A 15,624-nucleotide genomic window follows, 5' to 3' on the forward strand; every position below is an offset into this window, starting at 1 on the left:
GTGACGCTACGGGTTCGGCCGTCAGTCACGATCGGTCGCTCCGGTGGCCCGGCCGAACGTCCGCGCCCAGCCGCGGACGTGGTCGAGCAGTTCGGGCGGCGACAGCACGGTGAAGTCGGCACCCAGCGATCCCAGGGCCATCGCCGGCCAGTCCAGCGAGTCGGCCCGCATCCGCAGCAGGCACCGGCCGCCGTCGGCCTCCTCCACGTCGGCCCACCTGCCGAGGTGCTGTCGGACCACCGTCGCCGGTGCGGCGACCAGCACCTCGACCGCGTGGAAGGTGGGGAGGTTGCCGAGTCCCGCCCGCACGAACGCCGCGGCGTCCTCGGCGGGGAGCTCGCGCGGCCGGAACCGGGCCCCCGTGTTACGCGGCCGGTCGAGGCGGTCCAGGCGGAAGCTGCGCCAGTCGTGCCGGGTGAGGTCATAGGCGACGAGGTACCAGCGCCGGCCGAGCGGGACGAGGCGAAGGGGCTCCACGTGGCGATCGGTCCGTTCGCCGCCCGCCGCGGTGTAGCCGAACTCGAGCCGTTCGGTGTCGCGACAGGCCTGAGCGAGCACGGTGAGCACGCCGGGGTCGACGCTGGGACCAGCGCCGTTCCATCCGGCGGGCACGGTCATGGCCCGCAGGGCCTCCATCCGCCTGCGCAGTCGGGGCGGCATCACCTGCACCACCTTGGCCAGGGCGCGCACGGATGACTCGGCGATGCCCGCGACTCCGCCCTGTGCGGCGGCCTGCAGACCGACGGCGAGGGCGACGGCCTCTTCGTCGTCGAGCACCAGCGGGGGCAGCGCCGCGCCCGCAGCCAACTGGTAGCCACCGTCGACCCCGCGGTTCGCCTCGACCGGGTAGCCCAGCTCGCGCAGCCGGTCGATGTCGCGGCGCAGCGTCCGCACGGAGACGTCGAGCCGCTCCGCCAGCTCGGTGCCCGGCCAGTACCGGTGGGTCTGCAGGAGCGAGAGCAGCCGCAGCGTCCGCGAACTCGTGTTGGCCATGGTGGAGATTCTCGGGCAATTGAGGTCAGAAAGTGACACCAATGCTCCGTAACGTACTTCTCGACGGACCCCGAGACCGAAGGACGACACCGATGACCAGCGCTGAAACGACCACCGGGACGACCACCATCGACGAGCGCACCGACCTGCTGGAGGCCCTGGCGACGCGTCGCCAGTTCCTCCGCTACACGGTGCGGGGACTCACCGACGACCAAGCGCGGCAGCGCACCACGGCCAGCGCGCTGTGCCTCGGTGGCTTGGTGAAGCACGTCGCCGAGGTCGAGCGCGGGTGGGCGGACTTCATCCTCGAAGGCCCGTCCGCCGCGGCCGGCGGTGGCTGGGACGGCGAGGAGCCGACGCAGGAAGTGATCGACTCGTGGACGGCGAAGTTCCAGTTGCTCCCCGACGAGACCCTCGCAGGCGTGCTCGCCGAGTACGAGGAGGTGGCGCGCCGCACCGATGAGCTGGTGCGCACCCTCCCGGACCTCGGCGTCTCCCACCCGCTGCCCGAGGCTCCCTGGTTCGAGAAGGGCAAGCGCTGGTCGTTCCGGCAGGTGTTCCTGCACATCATCGGGGAGACCACCCAGCACGCCGGGCACGCCGACATCATCAGGGAGTCCCTGGACGGGCAGAAGACGATGGGGTGATCGTCGCCGCGGTTGATCGTCGCCGTGATCCGAACTCGATTGCATTGACTTGCGCTCTCGTGCATAGTCATTCACGTGAAGCGGATCGCGGTGGCGGGTGCGAGCGGGTACGCGGGAGGGGAGCTGCTCCGGCTCCTCCTCGCGCACCCGGAGGTCGAGATCGGCACGTTGACGGCAGGCGACAGCGCGGGCACGCCACTCGGCGTGCACCAGCCGCACCTCCTGCCACTGGCAGACCGAGTGCTGGAGGAGACGTCGCCGGAGACCCTCGCGGGCCACGACGTCGTGTTCCTCGCGCTCCCGCACGGCAGCTCGGCCCGGTTGGCCGCGCAGCTCGGCGACGACACCGTTGTGATCGACTGCGGCGCGGACCATCGGCTCACCGACCCGGCCGCCTGGACCCGCTGGTACGGCAGCGAGCACGCCGGGAGCTGGCCGTACGGACTCCCCGAGCTGCCCGGTGCCCGGGACGCGCTGCGCGGCACCCGGCGGGTTGCCGTGCCGGGCTGCTACCCGACAGTGGCCACCCTTGCGCTCTTCCCCGCACTGGCCGCCGGGCTCGTCGCGCCGGACGTGGTGGTCACGGCCGTCAGCGGCACGTCCGGCGCAGGCAAGGCGCCCAAGCCCCACCTCCACGGTGCGGAGGTGATGGGCTCGCTCTCGGCGTACGGGGTGGGCGGCACGCACCGCCACACGCCGGAGCTGGTGCAGAACCTGTCGGGAGCGGCCGGCGTTCCCGTCACGGTGAGCTTCACGCCGGTGCTCGCCCCGCTGCCGCGCGGCATCCTGGCCACGTGCACCGCGGCACTGACCGGTGACGGAACCGGCATCCGGGAGGTGTACGAGAAGGCCTACGCCGACGAGCCGTTCATCGCGCTGCTCCCCGAGGGCAGCTGGCCCACCACAGCGGCCACGCTGGGTGCGAACACCGCGCAAGTGCAGGTCACCGTCGATCCCGACGCACAGCGACTCGTCGCCGTCGCCGCGATCGACAACCTCACGAAGGGCACGGCCGGCGCCGCCGTGCAAAGCATGAACCTGGCTCTCGGGCTTCCCGAGACCACGGGGCTGCCGTTCACGGGGGTGGCTCCGTGAGCCAGGGTGTCGTCGCCCCGAAGGGGTTCCGCGCGGCAGGCGTGATCGCCGGCCTCAAGACCAGCGGGGCCTCCGACCTTGCGCTCGTGGTCAACGACGGGCCGCGGTTCGACGCGGCCGGTGTGTTCACGCGCAACAAGGTCAAGGCCGCGCCGGTGCTGTGGTCGCAGCAGGTGCTCACCACCGGACAGCTGCGCGCGGTGGTGCTCAACTCCGGCGGCGCCAACGCGTGCACCGGCCCGGAAGGTTTCCAGACCGCGCACGCCACGGCGGAGAAGGCAGCCGAGCTGCTCGGCTGCGGCGCCATCGAGGTGGCGGTGTGCTCCACGGGCCTGATCGGCCGCCAGCTGCCGCGCGACCTCGTGCTGGCGGGGGTCGAGAAAGCCGCCGCGGGGCTGGCCGACAGCGCCGCGGCCGGGCTGGCCGCGGCCACCGCGATCATGACCACCGACACCGTCGCGAAGCAGGCGGTGCACAGCGACCAGGCCGGCTGGAGCATCGGCGGCACCACCAAGGGCGCGGGAATGATCGCGCCGTCGATGGCCACGATGCTGAGCGTCCTGACCACCGACGCCGTGCTCGAGCCCGCCGCGCTCGACGCCGCGTTGCGGGCCGCCGTGCGCGTCAGCTTCGACCGCCTGGACGTCGACGGTTCGATGTCCACCAATGACACGGTGCTGCTGCTCGCCTCCGGCGCCTCGGGCGTCACCCCTGCGGCCGAGGAGTTCACCGCCGCGCTGACCGCGGTCTGCCAGGACCTCGCGCGCCAGATGCAGGCCGACGCGGAGGGCGTCACCAAGCGGATCACGGTGCGGGTCACGGGCGCAGCCGACGAGGACGACGCCGTCACGATCGCGCGGACGGTGGCCCGGGACAGCCTGGTCAAGACCGCGATCTTCGGCTCGGACGCCAACTGGGGCCGGATCGCGGCTGCCGTCGGCTACTCCGACGCGGAGGTCGACCCGGACCGGCTGGACGTCACGATCAACGATGCGCTGCTGTGCAAGGGCGGTGTCGCGGCGGGTGGCCGCACGGACGCCGATCTGTCCGGCAAGGACGTCCTCGTCGAGATCGAGCTGGGGATCGGGACGGGCACCGCGGAGATCCGCACCACGGACCTGTCGCACGGCTACGTGGAGGAGAACAGTGCCTACCCCACCTGAGGGCGCCTCCCCGGCCGCCGACGCCGCGGGCGACGACGAGGGGTCCACGGCCATGCGTCTGAAACGGGCGACCGAGAAGGCCGGCGTGCTGGCCGAGGCTCTGCCGTGGCTGCAGCGTTTCCACGACCAGATCGTCGTGGTGAAGTACGGCGGCAACGCCATGATCGACGACGACCTCAAGCAGGCGTTCGCGCAGGACATGATGTTCCTGCGGCTCGCCGGTATCCATCCGGTCGTGGTGCACGGCGGCGGGCCGCAGATCACCGCGATGCTGGGCCGCCTGGGCATGCAGGCCGAGTTCCGCGGCGGCCTGCGCGTCACCACTCCGGAGACGATCGACGTCGTCCGGATGGTGCTGGTCGGGCAGGTCGGCCGGGAGCTGGTCGGGCTGATCAACCAGCACGGCCCTTACGCCGTGGGCCTGTCGGGGGAGGACGCCGGGCTCTTCCGGGCGGAGCGGCGCACCGCGCTCGTCGGCGGGGAGCCGGTCGACATCGGCCTCGTCGGGGACGTCGTGGAGGTCAACCCCGATGCGGTGCTCGACATCGTCGAGGCGGGCCGGATCCCGGTGGTGGCGGGTGTCGCACCCGACGAGAACGGCACCGTGTACAACATCAACGCCGACAGCGCGGCCGCCGCGCTCGCGTCCGCTCTCGGTGCAGCGAAGCTCGTGGTGCTCACCGACGTCGAGGGCCTGTATGCGAACTACCCGGACCCGGAGTCCGTGATCAGCGCGCTCACGGCCGATGAGCTGGAGCCGCTGCTCCCGGAACTCGAGAGTGGGATGGCACCGAAGATGGAGGCTTGCCTGCGTGCCGTGCGCGGCGGGGTCGGGCGAGCGCACGTGATCGACGGGCGGGTGCCGCATTCGGTGCTGCTCGAGGTGTTCACCAGTGAGGGAGTGGGAACGATGGTGATCCCGTGAACGAGGGCAACGTGACGAAGAACGACTTCGCCGGCCGCTGGCAGGCGTCCCTGATGAACAACTACGGCGTGCCGCCGCTCGCGCTCGTGCGCGGTGCGGGCGCCGAGGTCTGGGACGCCGACGGCCGCCGCTACCTCGACCTGGTGGGCGGCATCGCCGTCAACTCCCTCGGGCACGCGCACCCGGCCGTGGTCGAGGCCGTCACCCAGCAGCTGACCACGCTGGGCCACACCTCCAACCTCTACATCACGGAGCCCAGCCTCGAGCTCGCGGAGAGGCTCAAGGAGCTTCTCGAGCAGCCCGACGCGCGAGTGCTCTTCTGCAACTCTGGCACCGAGGCGGTCGAGGCGGCGTTCAAGATCGCCCGGCGCACCGGAAGGCCGAACCTGGTGGCGGCAGAGAACGCCTTCCACGGACGCACGATGGGCGCGCTGGCCCTCACCGGTCAGCCGGCCAAGCGCGCGCCGTTCGAGCCGATGCCGCCCGGCGTCTCGCACGTGCCCTACGGCGACGTCGCCGCGCTGGATGCCGCTGTCGGTCCCGACACCGCTGCCGTGGTCCTCGAGCCGATCATGGGCGAGGCCGGCGCGATCACCCCGCCGGAGGGGTATCTCAAGGCCGCTCGGGAGATCACCGCGGCACGTGGCGCCCTGCTCGTGCTCGACGAGGTGCAGACCGGCATCGGCCGCACCGGCACCTGGTTCGCCCACCAGCGCGAGGGCATCGTCCCGGACGTCGTGACCCTGGCGAAGGGCCTCGGTGGAGGGCTTCCGATCGGGGCGTGCATCGGGATCGGGGCGGCGGCGTCGTTGCTCGAACCCGGGCAGCACGGCACGACGTTCGGCGGCAACCCGGTGTGCTGCGCCGCCGCAGTGGCCGTGCTGCGCACCATCGCCGCCGACGGGCTGCTGGAGCACGTCACGCTGGTCGGCAAGGGCATCGCCACAGGCATCGAGGAGCTGCGCCACCCGCTGGTGCGCGAGGTGAGCGGGGCGGGCCTGCTCATCGGCATCGGTCTCACCGCGCCCGTGTCCGCCGCCGTCGCCGCCGCCGCACGCGACGCCGGCTTCTTGATCAACAACGCGGTTCCCGACCGGATCAGGCTGGTTCCGCCCCTGATCATCACCGAGGAGCAGGCCGGAGAGTTCCTCTCCGCGCTCCCGTCGTTCCTGGACGCCGGCCATGGTTAAGCACTTTCTCCGCGACGACGACCTCACCCCCGACGAGCAGCGGGAGGTGCTGGACCTCGCCGACACGATGAAGGCCGACCGGTACGCGCACCGGCCGCTCGCAGGTCCGCGCCCGGTCGCCGTGCTGTTCGACAAGCCATCTACCCGCACGCGGCTGTCGTTCGAGGCCGGGATCGCGCAGCTGGGCGGGAATCCGCTGATCGTCGACGCCCGGTCCAGCCAGATGGGACGCGGCGAGACGATCAGCGACACCGCGCGGATGCTCTCCCGCTACGTCGACGCGATCGTCTGGCGCACGGGTGACCAGTCGCGGATCGAGGAGATGGCGGCCGTCGCGACCGTGCCTGTGGTCAACGCGCTGACCGACCAGTTCCACCCCTGCCAGGTGCTCGCCGACCTGCAGACGGTCCGGGAGCACTTCGGCCGGCTCGCCGGGCTGACCCTGACCTACCTGGGCGACGGCGCCAACAACATGTCCCATTCGCTGCTGCTCGGCGGCGCCACCGCCGGGCTGCACGTGCGGGTGTGTGCGCCCGAGGGTTTCCAGCCGGATGCGGGGGTGCTGCGCGACGCGACGAACCGCGCGGCCGCCACCGGTGGTGGGGTGGAGCTGATCGCCGATGTCGACAAGGCCGTCGACGGCACGGACGTGATCGTGACGGACACCTGGGTGTCGATGGGGCAGGAGGACGACGGCCTGGACCGTGCGGCACCGTTCCGGGGGCTCCAGGTGAACGCTGCTCTCGTGCGCCGCGCCGCGCCCGGCGCGATCGTGATGCACTGCCTGCCGGCCCACCGCGGCGACGAGATCACCGACGAGGTGATCGACGGGCCGGCGAGCGTGGTGTGGGACGAGGCCGAGAACCGGCTGCACGCGCAGAAAGCGCTGCTCACATGGCTGATGCGGCGCTGACCGAGTTACTGCGCTGATCGAGGTGAACACCAGCAAGCGATGACCGGGGCGGGACGATGACAGGGACCAGAGGAGCGGGCCGATGACAGCGGTGGGCGACGACGCCGTGACGTCGGGCGTGCCCGCACCGGGGCCTGGCCGGACGCGGGCCGGGCGCCAGGCCCGGATCGTCGAACTGATCACGCAGCAGGCGGTGCACAGCCAGTCCGAGCTGCTGGCGCTGCTGGAGGCCGAGGGCATCGGCACCACGCAGGCCACTCTGTCGCGCGACCTCGACGAGCTGGGCGCCGTGAAGCTTCGGGGAGCCGACGGCGGCACGCCTGTCTACGTGATCCCGGACGACGGCAGCCCGGTGCGCGGTATCGAGGGCGGTACCGCTCGGCTGGCCCGGCTGCTGGGTGACCTGCTGGTGTCCGCGGACTCGAGCGGGAACCTCGCCGTCCTGCGCACCCCGCCGGGGGGAGCGCACTATCTGGCCAGTGCCCTGGACCGGGCCGCCCTGCACGACGTCGTCGGCACGATCGCCGGGGACGACACCCTGCTCGTGGTCGCCCGCGAGCCCCTCACCGGCGCCCAACTCGTCGCGCGCCTGCGCGAACTCTGACCAAGGAGCAACCAACTCGTGAGCAAGGTCCTGACCTCCCTCCCCAAGGGCGAGCGGATCGGCATCGCCTTCTCCGGAGGCCTCGACACGTCCGTGGCGGTCGCCTGGATGCGCGACAAGGGCGGGATTCCGTGCACCTACACCGCTGACCTCGGCCAGTACGACGAGCAGGACATGTCCGGCGTGCCCGCGCGCGCCAAGCAGTACGGCGCCGAGATCGCCCGCGTGCTCGACATCAGGCCGCAGCTGGTCGAGGAGGGCCTGGCCGCGCTGGCGTGCGGCGCCTTCCACATCCGGTCCGGGGGCCGGACGTACTTCAACACCACCCCGCTGGGCCGCGCCGTCACCGGAACGTTGCTGGTACGGGCGATGCAGGCCGACGACGTCAACATCTGGGGCGACGGCTCGACCTTCAAGGGCAACGACATCGAGCGGTTCTACCGCTACGGCCTGCTGGCCAACCCCGAGCTGCGCATCTACAAGCCGTGGCTCGACGCCGACTTCGTCCAGGAGCTGGGCGGGCGCCACGAGATGAGCAGGTGGCTCACCGCCCACGGGCTGCCCTACCGGGATGCGGCCGAGAAGGCGTACTCCACCGACGCCAACATCTGGGGTGCGACTCACGAGGCCAAGACGCTGGAGAACCTCGACGTGTCCCTGGAGACGATCGAGCCGATCATGGGGGTGAGGTTCTGGGACTCGTCGGTCGAGATCGAGACCGAGGACGTCGCGGTCACCTTCGAGGCCGGGTATCCGGTGGCGATCAACGGCACGCGGTACGACGACAAGGTCGCCCTCGTCCTCGAGGCCAATGCCATCGGCGGACGTCACGGCCTGGGCATGTCCGACCAGATCGAGAACCGGATCATCGAGGCGAAGTCGCGCGGCATCTACGAGGCGCCCGGGATGGCGCTGCTGTTCGCCGCCTACGAGCGGCTGCTCAACGCGATCCACAATGAGGACACGGTCGCCAACTACCACAACGAGGGCCGCAAGCTGGGCCGGCTGCTCTACGAGGGGCGCTGGCTGGATCCGCAGGCTCTGATGGTGCGCGAGTCGGTCCAGCGCTGGGTCGCCTCTCTCGTGACCGGCACCGTCACGCTGCGGCTGCGCCGCGGCGACGACTACACGATCCTCGACACCGAGGGGCCGGGCTTCTCCTACCACCCCGACCGGCTCTCCATGGAGCGGGTCGAGAACGCCGCCTTCGGGCCGACCGACCGGATCGGCCAGCTCACCATGCGCAACCTCGACATCGCCGACTCCCGCGCCAAGCTGGAGGCTTACGCCGCGCAGCCGCAGGAGCAGGGGACGGTGCTCGTCGAGCACGGCACCCTCTTCGGCGAGCTGCCTGCGGGCGGCTTCGACCAGATCGCGGCGACCGACGAGACTGGTGAGCGCGACTCCGGAACGTCCCTCGACGCCGCCGCTCTGGAAGCGGGAAACGACTGATGACGGGCTCCCAGCTTTGGGGTGGTCGGTTCGCCTCCGGCCCGGCCGACGCGCTGGCCGCGCTGTCGAAGTCCACGCAGTTCGACTGGCGGCTGGCTCCCTACGACCTGCGTGGCTCGATGGCGCACGCCCGCGTGCTCGCCCGCGCGGGCCTGCTCACCGACGACGAGCTCGCCGGCATGCTGGATGCGCTGGCCAAGCTGGAGGCCGACGTGGAGTCGGGCGCGTTCGGACCCGCGCCCGACGACGAGGACGTGCATTCGGCGCTGGAACGTGGCCTCATCGAGCGGGCCGGTCCCGAGCTGGGTGGCAAGCTGCGGGCCGGCCGGTCGCGCAACGACCAGGTCGCCACGCTGTTCCGGATGTGGCTGCGCGATGCCGCCCGCCGGGTGGGCGCAGGTGTGCTGGACGTCGTGGACGCGCTGGTCGCACAGGCGGACGCGCACCCGGACGCCCCGATGCCCGGGCGTACGCACCTCCAGCACGCGCAGCCCGTTCTGCTCGCCCACCATCTCGCCGCCCACGCCCACGCGCTGCTGCGTGACGTCGACCGGCTGCGTGACTGGGACCGTCGTGCCGCGGTGTCGCCGTACGGCTCGGGTGCGCTGGCCGGTTCGTCGCTCGGTCTCGATCCGGAGGCCGTGGCAGCGGAGCTGGGCTTCGACTCCTCCAGCGCGAACTCCATCGACGGCACGGCGTCGCGCGACTTCGCCGCCGAGGCTGCGTTCGTGCTGGCGATGATCGCGGTGGACCTCTCCCGGATCGCCGAGGAGGTGATCATCTGGGCCACCGCGGAGTTCTCCTACGTCACCCTCGACGACGCCTTCTCCACCGGTAGTTCGATCATGCCGCAGAAGAAGAACCCGGACGTCGCGGAGCTGGCCCGGGGCAAGGCGGGCCGGCTGATCGGCAACCTGTCCGGGCTGCTGGCCACGCTGAAGGCGATGCCGCTCGCCTACAACCGTGACCTGCAGGAGGACAAGGAGCCGCTGTTCGACTCGGTCGAACAGCTGGAGCTGTTGCTCCCCGCGGTCGCCGGGATGGTCGCGACCCTGACCTTCCACACCGACCGGCTCGCCGAGCTGGCGCCGGCAGGGTTCACCCTCGCCACCGACGTCGCCGAGTGGCTGGTGCGGGCCGGTGTGCCGTTCCGCATCGCGCACGAGGCGGCCGGCGGCTGCGTCCGGGCGGCCGAGGCCCGGGGCGTCGGGCTCGCCGACCTGACCGACGCGGAGCTGGCCGCCGTACATCCGGCGCTCACCCCGGAGGTCCGGGAGGTGCTCACGGTCGCGGGCTCGATAGCCTCGCGCAACGCCCGTGGTGGGACGGCGGGGGAACGCGTCACCGAGCAGCTCGACGAGGTGCGTGCCGCCGCGGCGGCCGCCAGGGGAGCCCTGGCGGCAGTCGTGACGAGCGCTCCCGCGCGGAGTGCCGAGAGCGGAGGACCCGCATGACCTCGCCGGCCGACCTGGAGTCGCCGCTGCTCGACCTCGACGCGGCCCGTGCCGCGTACGACGAGTTCCGTGCCCAGGGCCTGTCACTCGATCTCACCCGCGGAAAGCCGTCGAGCGCCCAGCTCGATCTCGCCAACCCCATGCTGAGCCTTCCTGGCGAGCAGTTCCGGTCCGCCGACGGCATCGACACCCGCAACTACCAGGGCCTGCAGGGCCTCCGGGAACTCCGCGAGCTGTTCTCGCCGTTCCTGAAGGTGCCGGTCGAGCAGCTGATCGCGTTCGGCAACTCGAGCCTCGAGCTGATGCACGACACCGTCGTGCACGCGCTGCTCAGCCCGCTCCCGGGCGCCGAGCGCCGTTGGGTGGACGAGGAGCGGGTGCGGTTCCTCGCCCCGATCCCCGGCTACGACCGGCACTTCGCACTCTGTGAACGCCTGGGTGTCGAGCTGGTGCCGGTGCCGATGACGCCGGACGGCCCCGACATGGACGTGGTCGAGGAGCTCGTGGCCACCGACCCGTCGGTCAAGGGCATCTGGTGCGTGCCGAAGTACTCCAACCCCGACGGGGCCGTCTACTCCGACGACACGGCGCGCAGGCTCGCCTCGATGCCGGCGGCCGCCCCGGACTTCCGGATCTTCTGGGACAACGCCTACACGGTGCACCACCTCACGGACGAAGAGGTGGAGATCGCCGACGTGTTGACGCTGGCGGAGGAGGCGGGCTACGCCGACCGCCCCTTCGTGTTCGGATCGACGTCCAAGATCACGTTCGCCGGAGCGGGCGTCGCCTTTCTCGGGGCGTCGCCTGCCAACGTCTCGTGGTGGCTGGCGCTCACCGCCAAGCGCACGATCGGGCCGGACAAGACCAACCACCTGCGGCACGTCATGTTCCTGCGGGATGCCGACGGCCTGCGTGAACACATGCGGCGACACCGCGAGCTGATCGCCCCGAAGTTCGCTGCCGTCGACCGCATCCTGACCGAGCGCCTCGGGTCGGTGCCCGGCGTGCGCTGGTCGCGGCCTGCCGGCGGCTACTTCGTGACGTTGATCGTGCCGGACGGCACGGCGGCCGAGGTCGTGCGGTTGGCCGGTGAGGCAGGGATCGCGCTCACCCCGGCGGGTGCCACACATCCCTACGGCGTCGACCCCGATGACCGCACGATCCGGCTCGCCCCGACCTTCCCTGAGCTGGCCGAGGTGGAGCGCGCCATGTACGGGGTCACCGACTGCGTTCGCCTCGCGCTCGCGCAGCGGGGAGCGTCGACGGCATCGTGACGTTGCTGGACCGCGAGGAACTCGCGGACGACGTTCTCCGCGCGGCCGTGCGGTTGCTCGGGTGCACGGTCGAGGCAGATACCCCGGAAGGCACGGTCGCCGTGCGGCTCGTGGAGGTGGAGGCCTATCGAGGCGCCGACGACGCGGCCTCGCACAGCTTCCGGGGCCGCACCCCACGCAACGGCGTGATGTTCGGGCAGGCCGGGCACCTCTACGTCTATTTCATCTACGGGATGTACTTCTGCGCCAACATCACCTGCCTGCGCGACGGGGAGGCGGGTGCGGTGCTGTTGCGCGGCGGCGAGGTGGTGTCGGATCTGGCTGTTGCCCATGCCCGCCGCCCCACCGCGCGGCGCGCTGCCGACCTGGCGCGCGGGCCGGCCCGGCTCGCGTCCCTGCTGGGGCTCGGCCGGGAGGACAACGGTGTGGACGTCACCGACGCAGGCTCGCGCGTGCGACTGCTGGGAGCGCCGCCCGTCGACCCGGCTCTCGTCCGCTCCGGGCCCCGTGTCGGGGTGGCGGCCGCCCACGACCTCCCGTGGCGGTTCTGGCTGGACGGATCGCCGGGCGTGAGCCCCTACCGGCCGGGCCGCGGTGCATCCGTGGGGCAGGCCAAGCCGAGAAAGTAGCTTAGCCTAACCTCTTTTCTCGTGACCGTTTTGCGTCTCCGGCCCTGGCGCACGCTCGCGCCCCTCCTCACCGCAGCCGTCCTGCTCACCGCGTGTGCAGGCGGCGGAACGAGCGCCGACACCGCGCAACCGTCATCGACGGGGAATGCGGCGTTCCCGGTGACGGTCGAGCACGCCCTCGGTGCCACTGTCGTGCCGGCCGCGCCCCAGCGCGTCGTCTCGCTCGGCTTCAGTGACCAGGACGCGATCCTCGCGCTCGGGGTGATCCCCGTCGCGATCCGCGAGTTCACCGGCAACAGGCCCTCGGCGACCTGGCCGTGGGCAGCCGACCGGTTGCAGGGCCGGCAGCCGGAGGTACTCGCCGGAGATATCGATCCGGAGAAGATCGCCGCCCTCCGGCCGGACCTGATCGTGGCCGTGTCGGCCGGGCTCGACCAGGAGCAGTACGACGTCTTCTCCCGGATCGCCCCGACGATCACCCAGCCCGTCGGGTTCTCGGCCTACCAGACCCCCTGGCAGGACGCGACGCGCCTGATCGGCAGAGAGCTCGGACGCACCGGCGAGGCCGAGCAGTTGGTGACGGATCTCGACGTACGGTTCGTGGCGGTGCGCGCGCAGTACCCGCAGTTCGCCGGCAAGCAAGCGGCGCTCGCTGCGGCGAGCTCCACCGGTACGGGCAGCTACTTCGTCTGGAACTCGAAGGACAACCGCGGACGCTTCCTGAGCTCGCTCGGCTTCACCGTGCCCGCGCAGTTCGACCAGCTCGCGGGGGAGAAGTTCTACGCAGAGATCAGCACCGAGCAGCTCGGCCTGCTCGACCAGAACGACCTCGTGGGATGGATCACCATCCCCGGCACCGACAACTCCGGCCTCGACCAACAGCCCGGCTTTCCCGCACTGCGCGTCGGTCGGGAAGGCCGAGTGGTCGGCCTCACCGAGGAGCAGGGCGTCGCGCTGTCGTTCAGCAGCGTGCTGAGCCTGCCCGCGCTGCTCGACCAACTGCCCGCCGAGTTCACCGCGCACCTGGGCACCTGAAAACCCCTGGCCGCCGTGGGGGAGGATCGGTGTCGTGGGCATGGACATCCTCGACGAGCTGGAGTGGCGCGGCCTGATCGCGCAGAGCACCGACATGGACGCCCTGCGGCGTGACCTCGCCGAAGGAGTGCTCACTCTCTATTGCGGGTTCGACGCGACAGCCTCGAGCCTTCACGCCGGTCACCTCGTACCGCTGCTGACGCTGCGGCGCTTCCAGCAGGCCGGGGCCCGGCCGATCGCCCTCGCCGGCGGCGCGACGGGCATGATCGGGGACCCTCGTGACATCGGCGAACGGTCCCTCCACAGCGCCGAAACCGTCACTGGCTGGGCCGAGCGCATTCGTGGACAGCTCGAACGGTTCGTCGAGTTCGACGACTCGCCCACCGGCGCACTGATCGTCAACAACCTGGAGTGGACCGGGCCGCAGTCCGTGCTCGAGTTCCTCCGGGACGTCGGCAAGCACTTCTCGATCAACGTGATGCTCGGGCGGGAGACGGTCAAACGCCGTCTCGCCACCGACGGCATGTCGTACACCGAGTTCAGCTACCTGCTGCTGCAGAGCCAGGACTACCTGCACCTCTTCCGGCGTCACGGCTGCCGTCTGCAGGTCGGCGGGTCGGACCAATGGGGCAACATCGTCGGCGGCGTCGAGCTCGTGCGGCGGGTGGAGGGCGAGACGGTCCACGCGCTCACCACGCCACTCGTCACCGACAGCGAGGGACGCAAGTTCGGCAAGTCCACCGGTGGCGGGAGCATCTGGCTCGACCCGGAGCTCACCTCGCCGTACGCCTGGTTCCAGTACTTCGTGAACGTGTCGGACGCCGACGTCGGCCGGTACCTGCGGCTCTTCACGTTCCTCCCACGGGAGGAGATCGAGGAGCTGGAGAAAACCGTCGCCGAACGGCCCCAATTACGCGCCGGACAGCGCCGGCTGGCCGAGGAGCTGACCACCCTCGTGCACGGCCGACGCAACACCGAACAGGTCATCGCGGCGAGCAGCGCCCTGTTCGGGCGTGGTGACCTGCGGGAACTCGATTCGTCCACCTTGGACGCAGCGCTCGCCGAGGTCCCCACCACCACCGTCCGGCTCGACGAACGGCCGACGGTCGTGGACCTGCTGGTTGCCACTGGTCTCGTGGAGAGTCGCAGCGCCGCTCGGCGCACCGTCGGCGAAGGCGGCGCGTACGTCAACAACGCCAAGGTGCCCGACGAGCAGTGGACGCCCGGGGAGCAGGACCTGCTCCCCGGAGGTTGGCTCGTTCTGCGGCGGGGGAAGCGCAACCTCGCGGGCGCGCGGGCGGTTCCGGCCTGAGCGGCGTAGAGCGCGCCTGACCTGCGAGAACGTTTCAACGACGTCGTCGGCGGTACCCAGCGCCGCGGGCGTACGTGTGGACTGGGGGTCCGGCCTTGCTGGGCCGGCCGGAACCGGCGTCGACCCGGAACGGGGCGATCTGGAAATCCGGCCGGCTCGTCGTAGCCGGTCCGACCTGCGGGAATGTCCGACACCCTGCGGGGAGGACATGCGTCGCCTCGGCGCCGTGCCGACGCCGAGTTGCCATCCCGAAGCGACCGGGAAAACACACACGGACCCGGCGTCGCTGCGAGCCCGGACGCCCGGTGGAGGGCGTGTTCCGCTACGTCTGACCAGCGGAAACAAGCTGGGAACAACCTGCGTCGCCGGGGTTCGAGACCCGTGCTGGCGATCTTCCTCGCGTGCCGGCGATCCCGGCTCGAGCAGCCGGGCGCCCGCCGGCATGCGAAGACGGCGAGCACTTCGGGAACACGCACCGCCTCCCGGCCGTTGGAGAAGTGGCAGGTGCGGGAAGCAGGCGCCTCGCACGGTTCAGGGGCGGTTCGGGCCTGTTCGGCCGGAAACAGCGCTTGACCTGCGAGAACGCCGAAGAGGGACCCCCGATTTGACTATGCTTCAAGCACCTGTGTAACTTTCTCCTCGTCGCCACGGCGGGCAGCACGACAGACCGGGACGGAGATCCTCCGGCCCAGAGTCAGCCCCCCGAGCAGGCGGCCACCTAGGAAGGCCTTGCACCACTCGGTGTAAACTTCCAAGCTGTGGGCCTGGTGGAGCTTGACTCCACGACCAGGACCATGTACTGTAGAAAAGTTGCTCCGGCGCTGGTCGGGCAACACAGACGAGAACACAGCCCCGGCTCACTGCTTTACCGCAGTGGATGGTGTGCGGGTGTCTTTTGAGAACTCAACAGTGTGTCGAGCTTTATCATGAATTGGTTT

General features: G+C 71.0%; 14 protein-coding genes. 13 read left to right on the plus strand and 1 reads right to left on the minus strand.

The window, feature by feature from the left end; genetic code table 11:
* Positions 1 to 21: 21 nt before the first annotated feature.
* Positions 22 to 993, minus strand: coding sequence for a helix-turn-helix transcriptional regulator (locus tag ABD743_RS28750; protein WP_344725480.1), 972 nt, complete (start codon positions 991 to 993; stop codon positions 22 to 24).
* 92 nt (positions 994 to 1,085) lie between these two features.
* Here ABD743_RS28750 and ABD743_RS28755 point away from each other — a divergent pair, with 92 nt between their 5' ends.
* The 13 genes from ABD743_RS28755 (at position 1,086) to tyrS (ending at position 14,686) form a co-directional block, all read left to right on the plus strand.
* Positions 1,086 to 1,640, plus strand: coding sequence for a DinB family protein (locus tag ABD743_RS28755; protein WP_344725481.1), 555 nt, complete (start codon positions 1,086 to 1,088; stop codon positions 1,638 to 1,640).
* A 75-nt stretch (positions 1,641 to 1,715) separates the two neighbouring features.
* On the plus strand, positions 1,716 to 2,735 hold the full coding sequence (gene argC, locus ABD743_RS28760; RefSeq protein ID WP_344725482.1) for an N-acetyl-gamma-glutamyl-phosphate reductase: 1,020 nt from the start codon (positions 1,716 to 1,718) through the stop codon (positions 2,733 to 2,735).
* Complete coding sequence (gene argJ, locus ABD743_RS28765; RefSeq protein WP_344725483.1) at positions 2,732 to 3,898, plus strand: bifunctional glutamate N-acetyltransferase/amino-acid acetyltransferase ArgJ; 1,167 nt, start codon at positions 2,732 to 2,734, stop codon at positions 3,896 to 3,898. Before argC ends, argJ begins: the two co-directional genes overlap by 4 nt.
* A gap of 52 nt (positions 3,899 to 3,950) precedes the next feature.
* The gene (gene argB / locus ABD743_RS28770) at positions 3,951 to 4,823 is read left to right on the plus strand and encodes an acetylglutamate kinase (protein WP_344725497.1); all 873 of its coding nucleotides are present in this window, start codon (positions 3,951 to 3,953) and stop codon (positions 4,821 to 4,823) included.
* Positions 4,824 to 4,876: 53 nt separating this feature from the next.
* Complete coding sequence (locus ABD743_RS28775; RefSeq protein ID WP_344725498.1) at positions 4,877 to 6,013, plus strand: acetylornithine transaminase; 1,137 nt, start codon at positions 4,877 to 4,879, stop codon at positions 6,011 to 6,013.
* Positions 6,006 to 6,926: an ornithine carbamoyltransferase gene (argF, locus tag ABD743_RS28780; RefSeq protein ID WP_344725484.1), complete on the plus strand. Its 921-nt coding sequence runs from the start codon at positions 6,006 to 6,008 to the stop codon at positions 6,924 to 6,926. The genes ABD743_RS28775 and argF overlap by 8 nt, the downstream gene beginning before the upstream one ends.
* A gap of 82 nt (positions 6,927 to 7,008) precedes the next feature.
* Positions 7,009 to 7,530, plus strand: coding sequence for an arginine repressor (locus ABD743_RS28785; protein WP_344725485.1), 522 nt, complete (start codon positions 7,009 to 7,011; stop codon positions 7,528 to 7,530).
* Positions 7,531 to 7,548: 18 nt separating this feature from the next.
* On the plus strand, positions 7,549 to 8,982 hold the full coding sequence (gene argG, locus ABD743_RS28790) for an argininosuccinate synthase (RefSeq protein ID WP_344725486.1): 1,434 nt from the start codon (positions 7,549 to 7,551) through the stop codon (positions 8,980 to 8,982).
* Positions 8,982 to 10,436 carry an argininosuccinate lyase gene (argH, locus tag ABD743_RS28795; RefSeq protein ID WP_344725487.1) on the plus strand — a complete coding sequence of 485 codons (1,455 nt, stop codon included), beginning with the start codon at positions 8,982 to 8,984 and terminating at the stop codon, positions 10,434 to 10,436. Before argG ends, argH begins: the two co-directional genes overlap by 1 nt.
* Positions 10,433 to 11,710 (plus strand): aspartate aminotransferase type Ic, encoded by a 1,278-nt coding sequence (locus ABD743_RS28800; protein WP_344725488.1) that lies wholly within the window; start codon positions 10,433 to 10,435, stop codon positions 11,708 to 11,710. The genes argH and ABD743_RS28800 overlap by 4 nt, the downstream gene beginning before the upstream one ends.
* A gap of 5 nt (positions 11,711 to 11,715) precedes the next feature.
* A complete protein-coding gene (locus tag ABD743_RS28805) occupies positions 11,716 to 12,339 on the plus strand; it encodes a DNA-3-methyladenine glycosylase (protein WP_379659443.1) in 624 nt (207 codons plus the stop codon).
* Positions 12,340 to 12,360: 21 nt separating this feature from the next.
* Entirely contained in the window at positions 12,361 to 13,374 is a 1,014-nt protein-coding gene (locus tag ABD743_RS28810) for an iron-siderophore ABC transporter substrate-binding protein (RefSeq protein ID WP_344725490.1), read from the plus strand.
* A gap of 34 nt (positions 13,375 to 13,408) precedes the next feature.
* Positions 13,409 to 14,686, plus strand: coding sequence for a tyrosine--tRNA ligase (tyrS, locus tag ABD743_RS28815; RefSeq protein WP_344725491.1), 1,278 nt, complete (start codon positions 13,409 to 13,411; stop codon positions 14,684 to 14,686).
* Positions 14,687 to 15,624 lie beyond the last annotated feature (938 nt).

This window comes from Pseudonocardia yunnanensis, assembly GCF_039534065.1.
Classification (GTDB): Bacteria; Actinomycetota; Actinomycetes; order Mycobacteriales; family Pseudonocardiaceae; genus Pseudonocardia; species Pseudonocardia yunnanensis.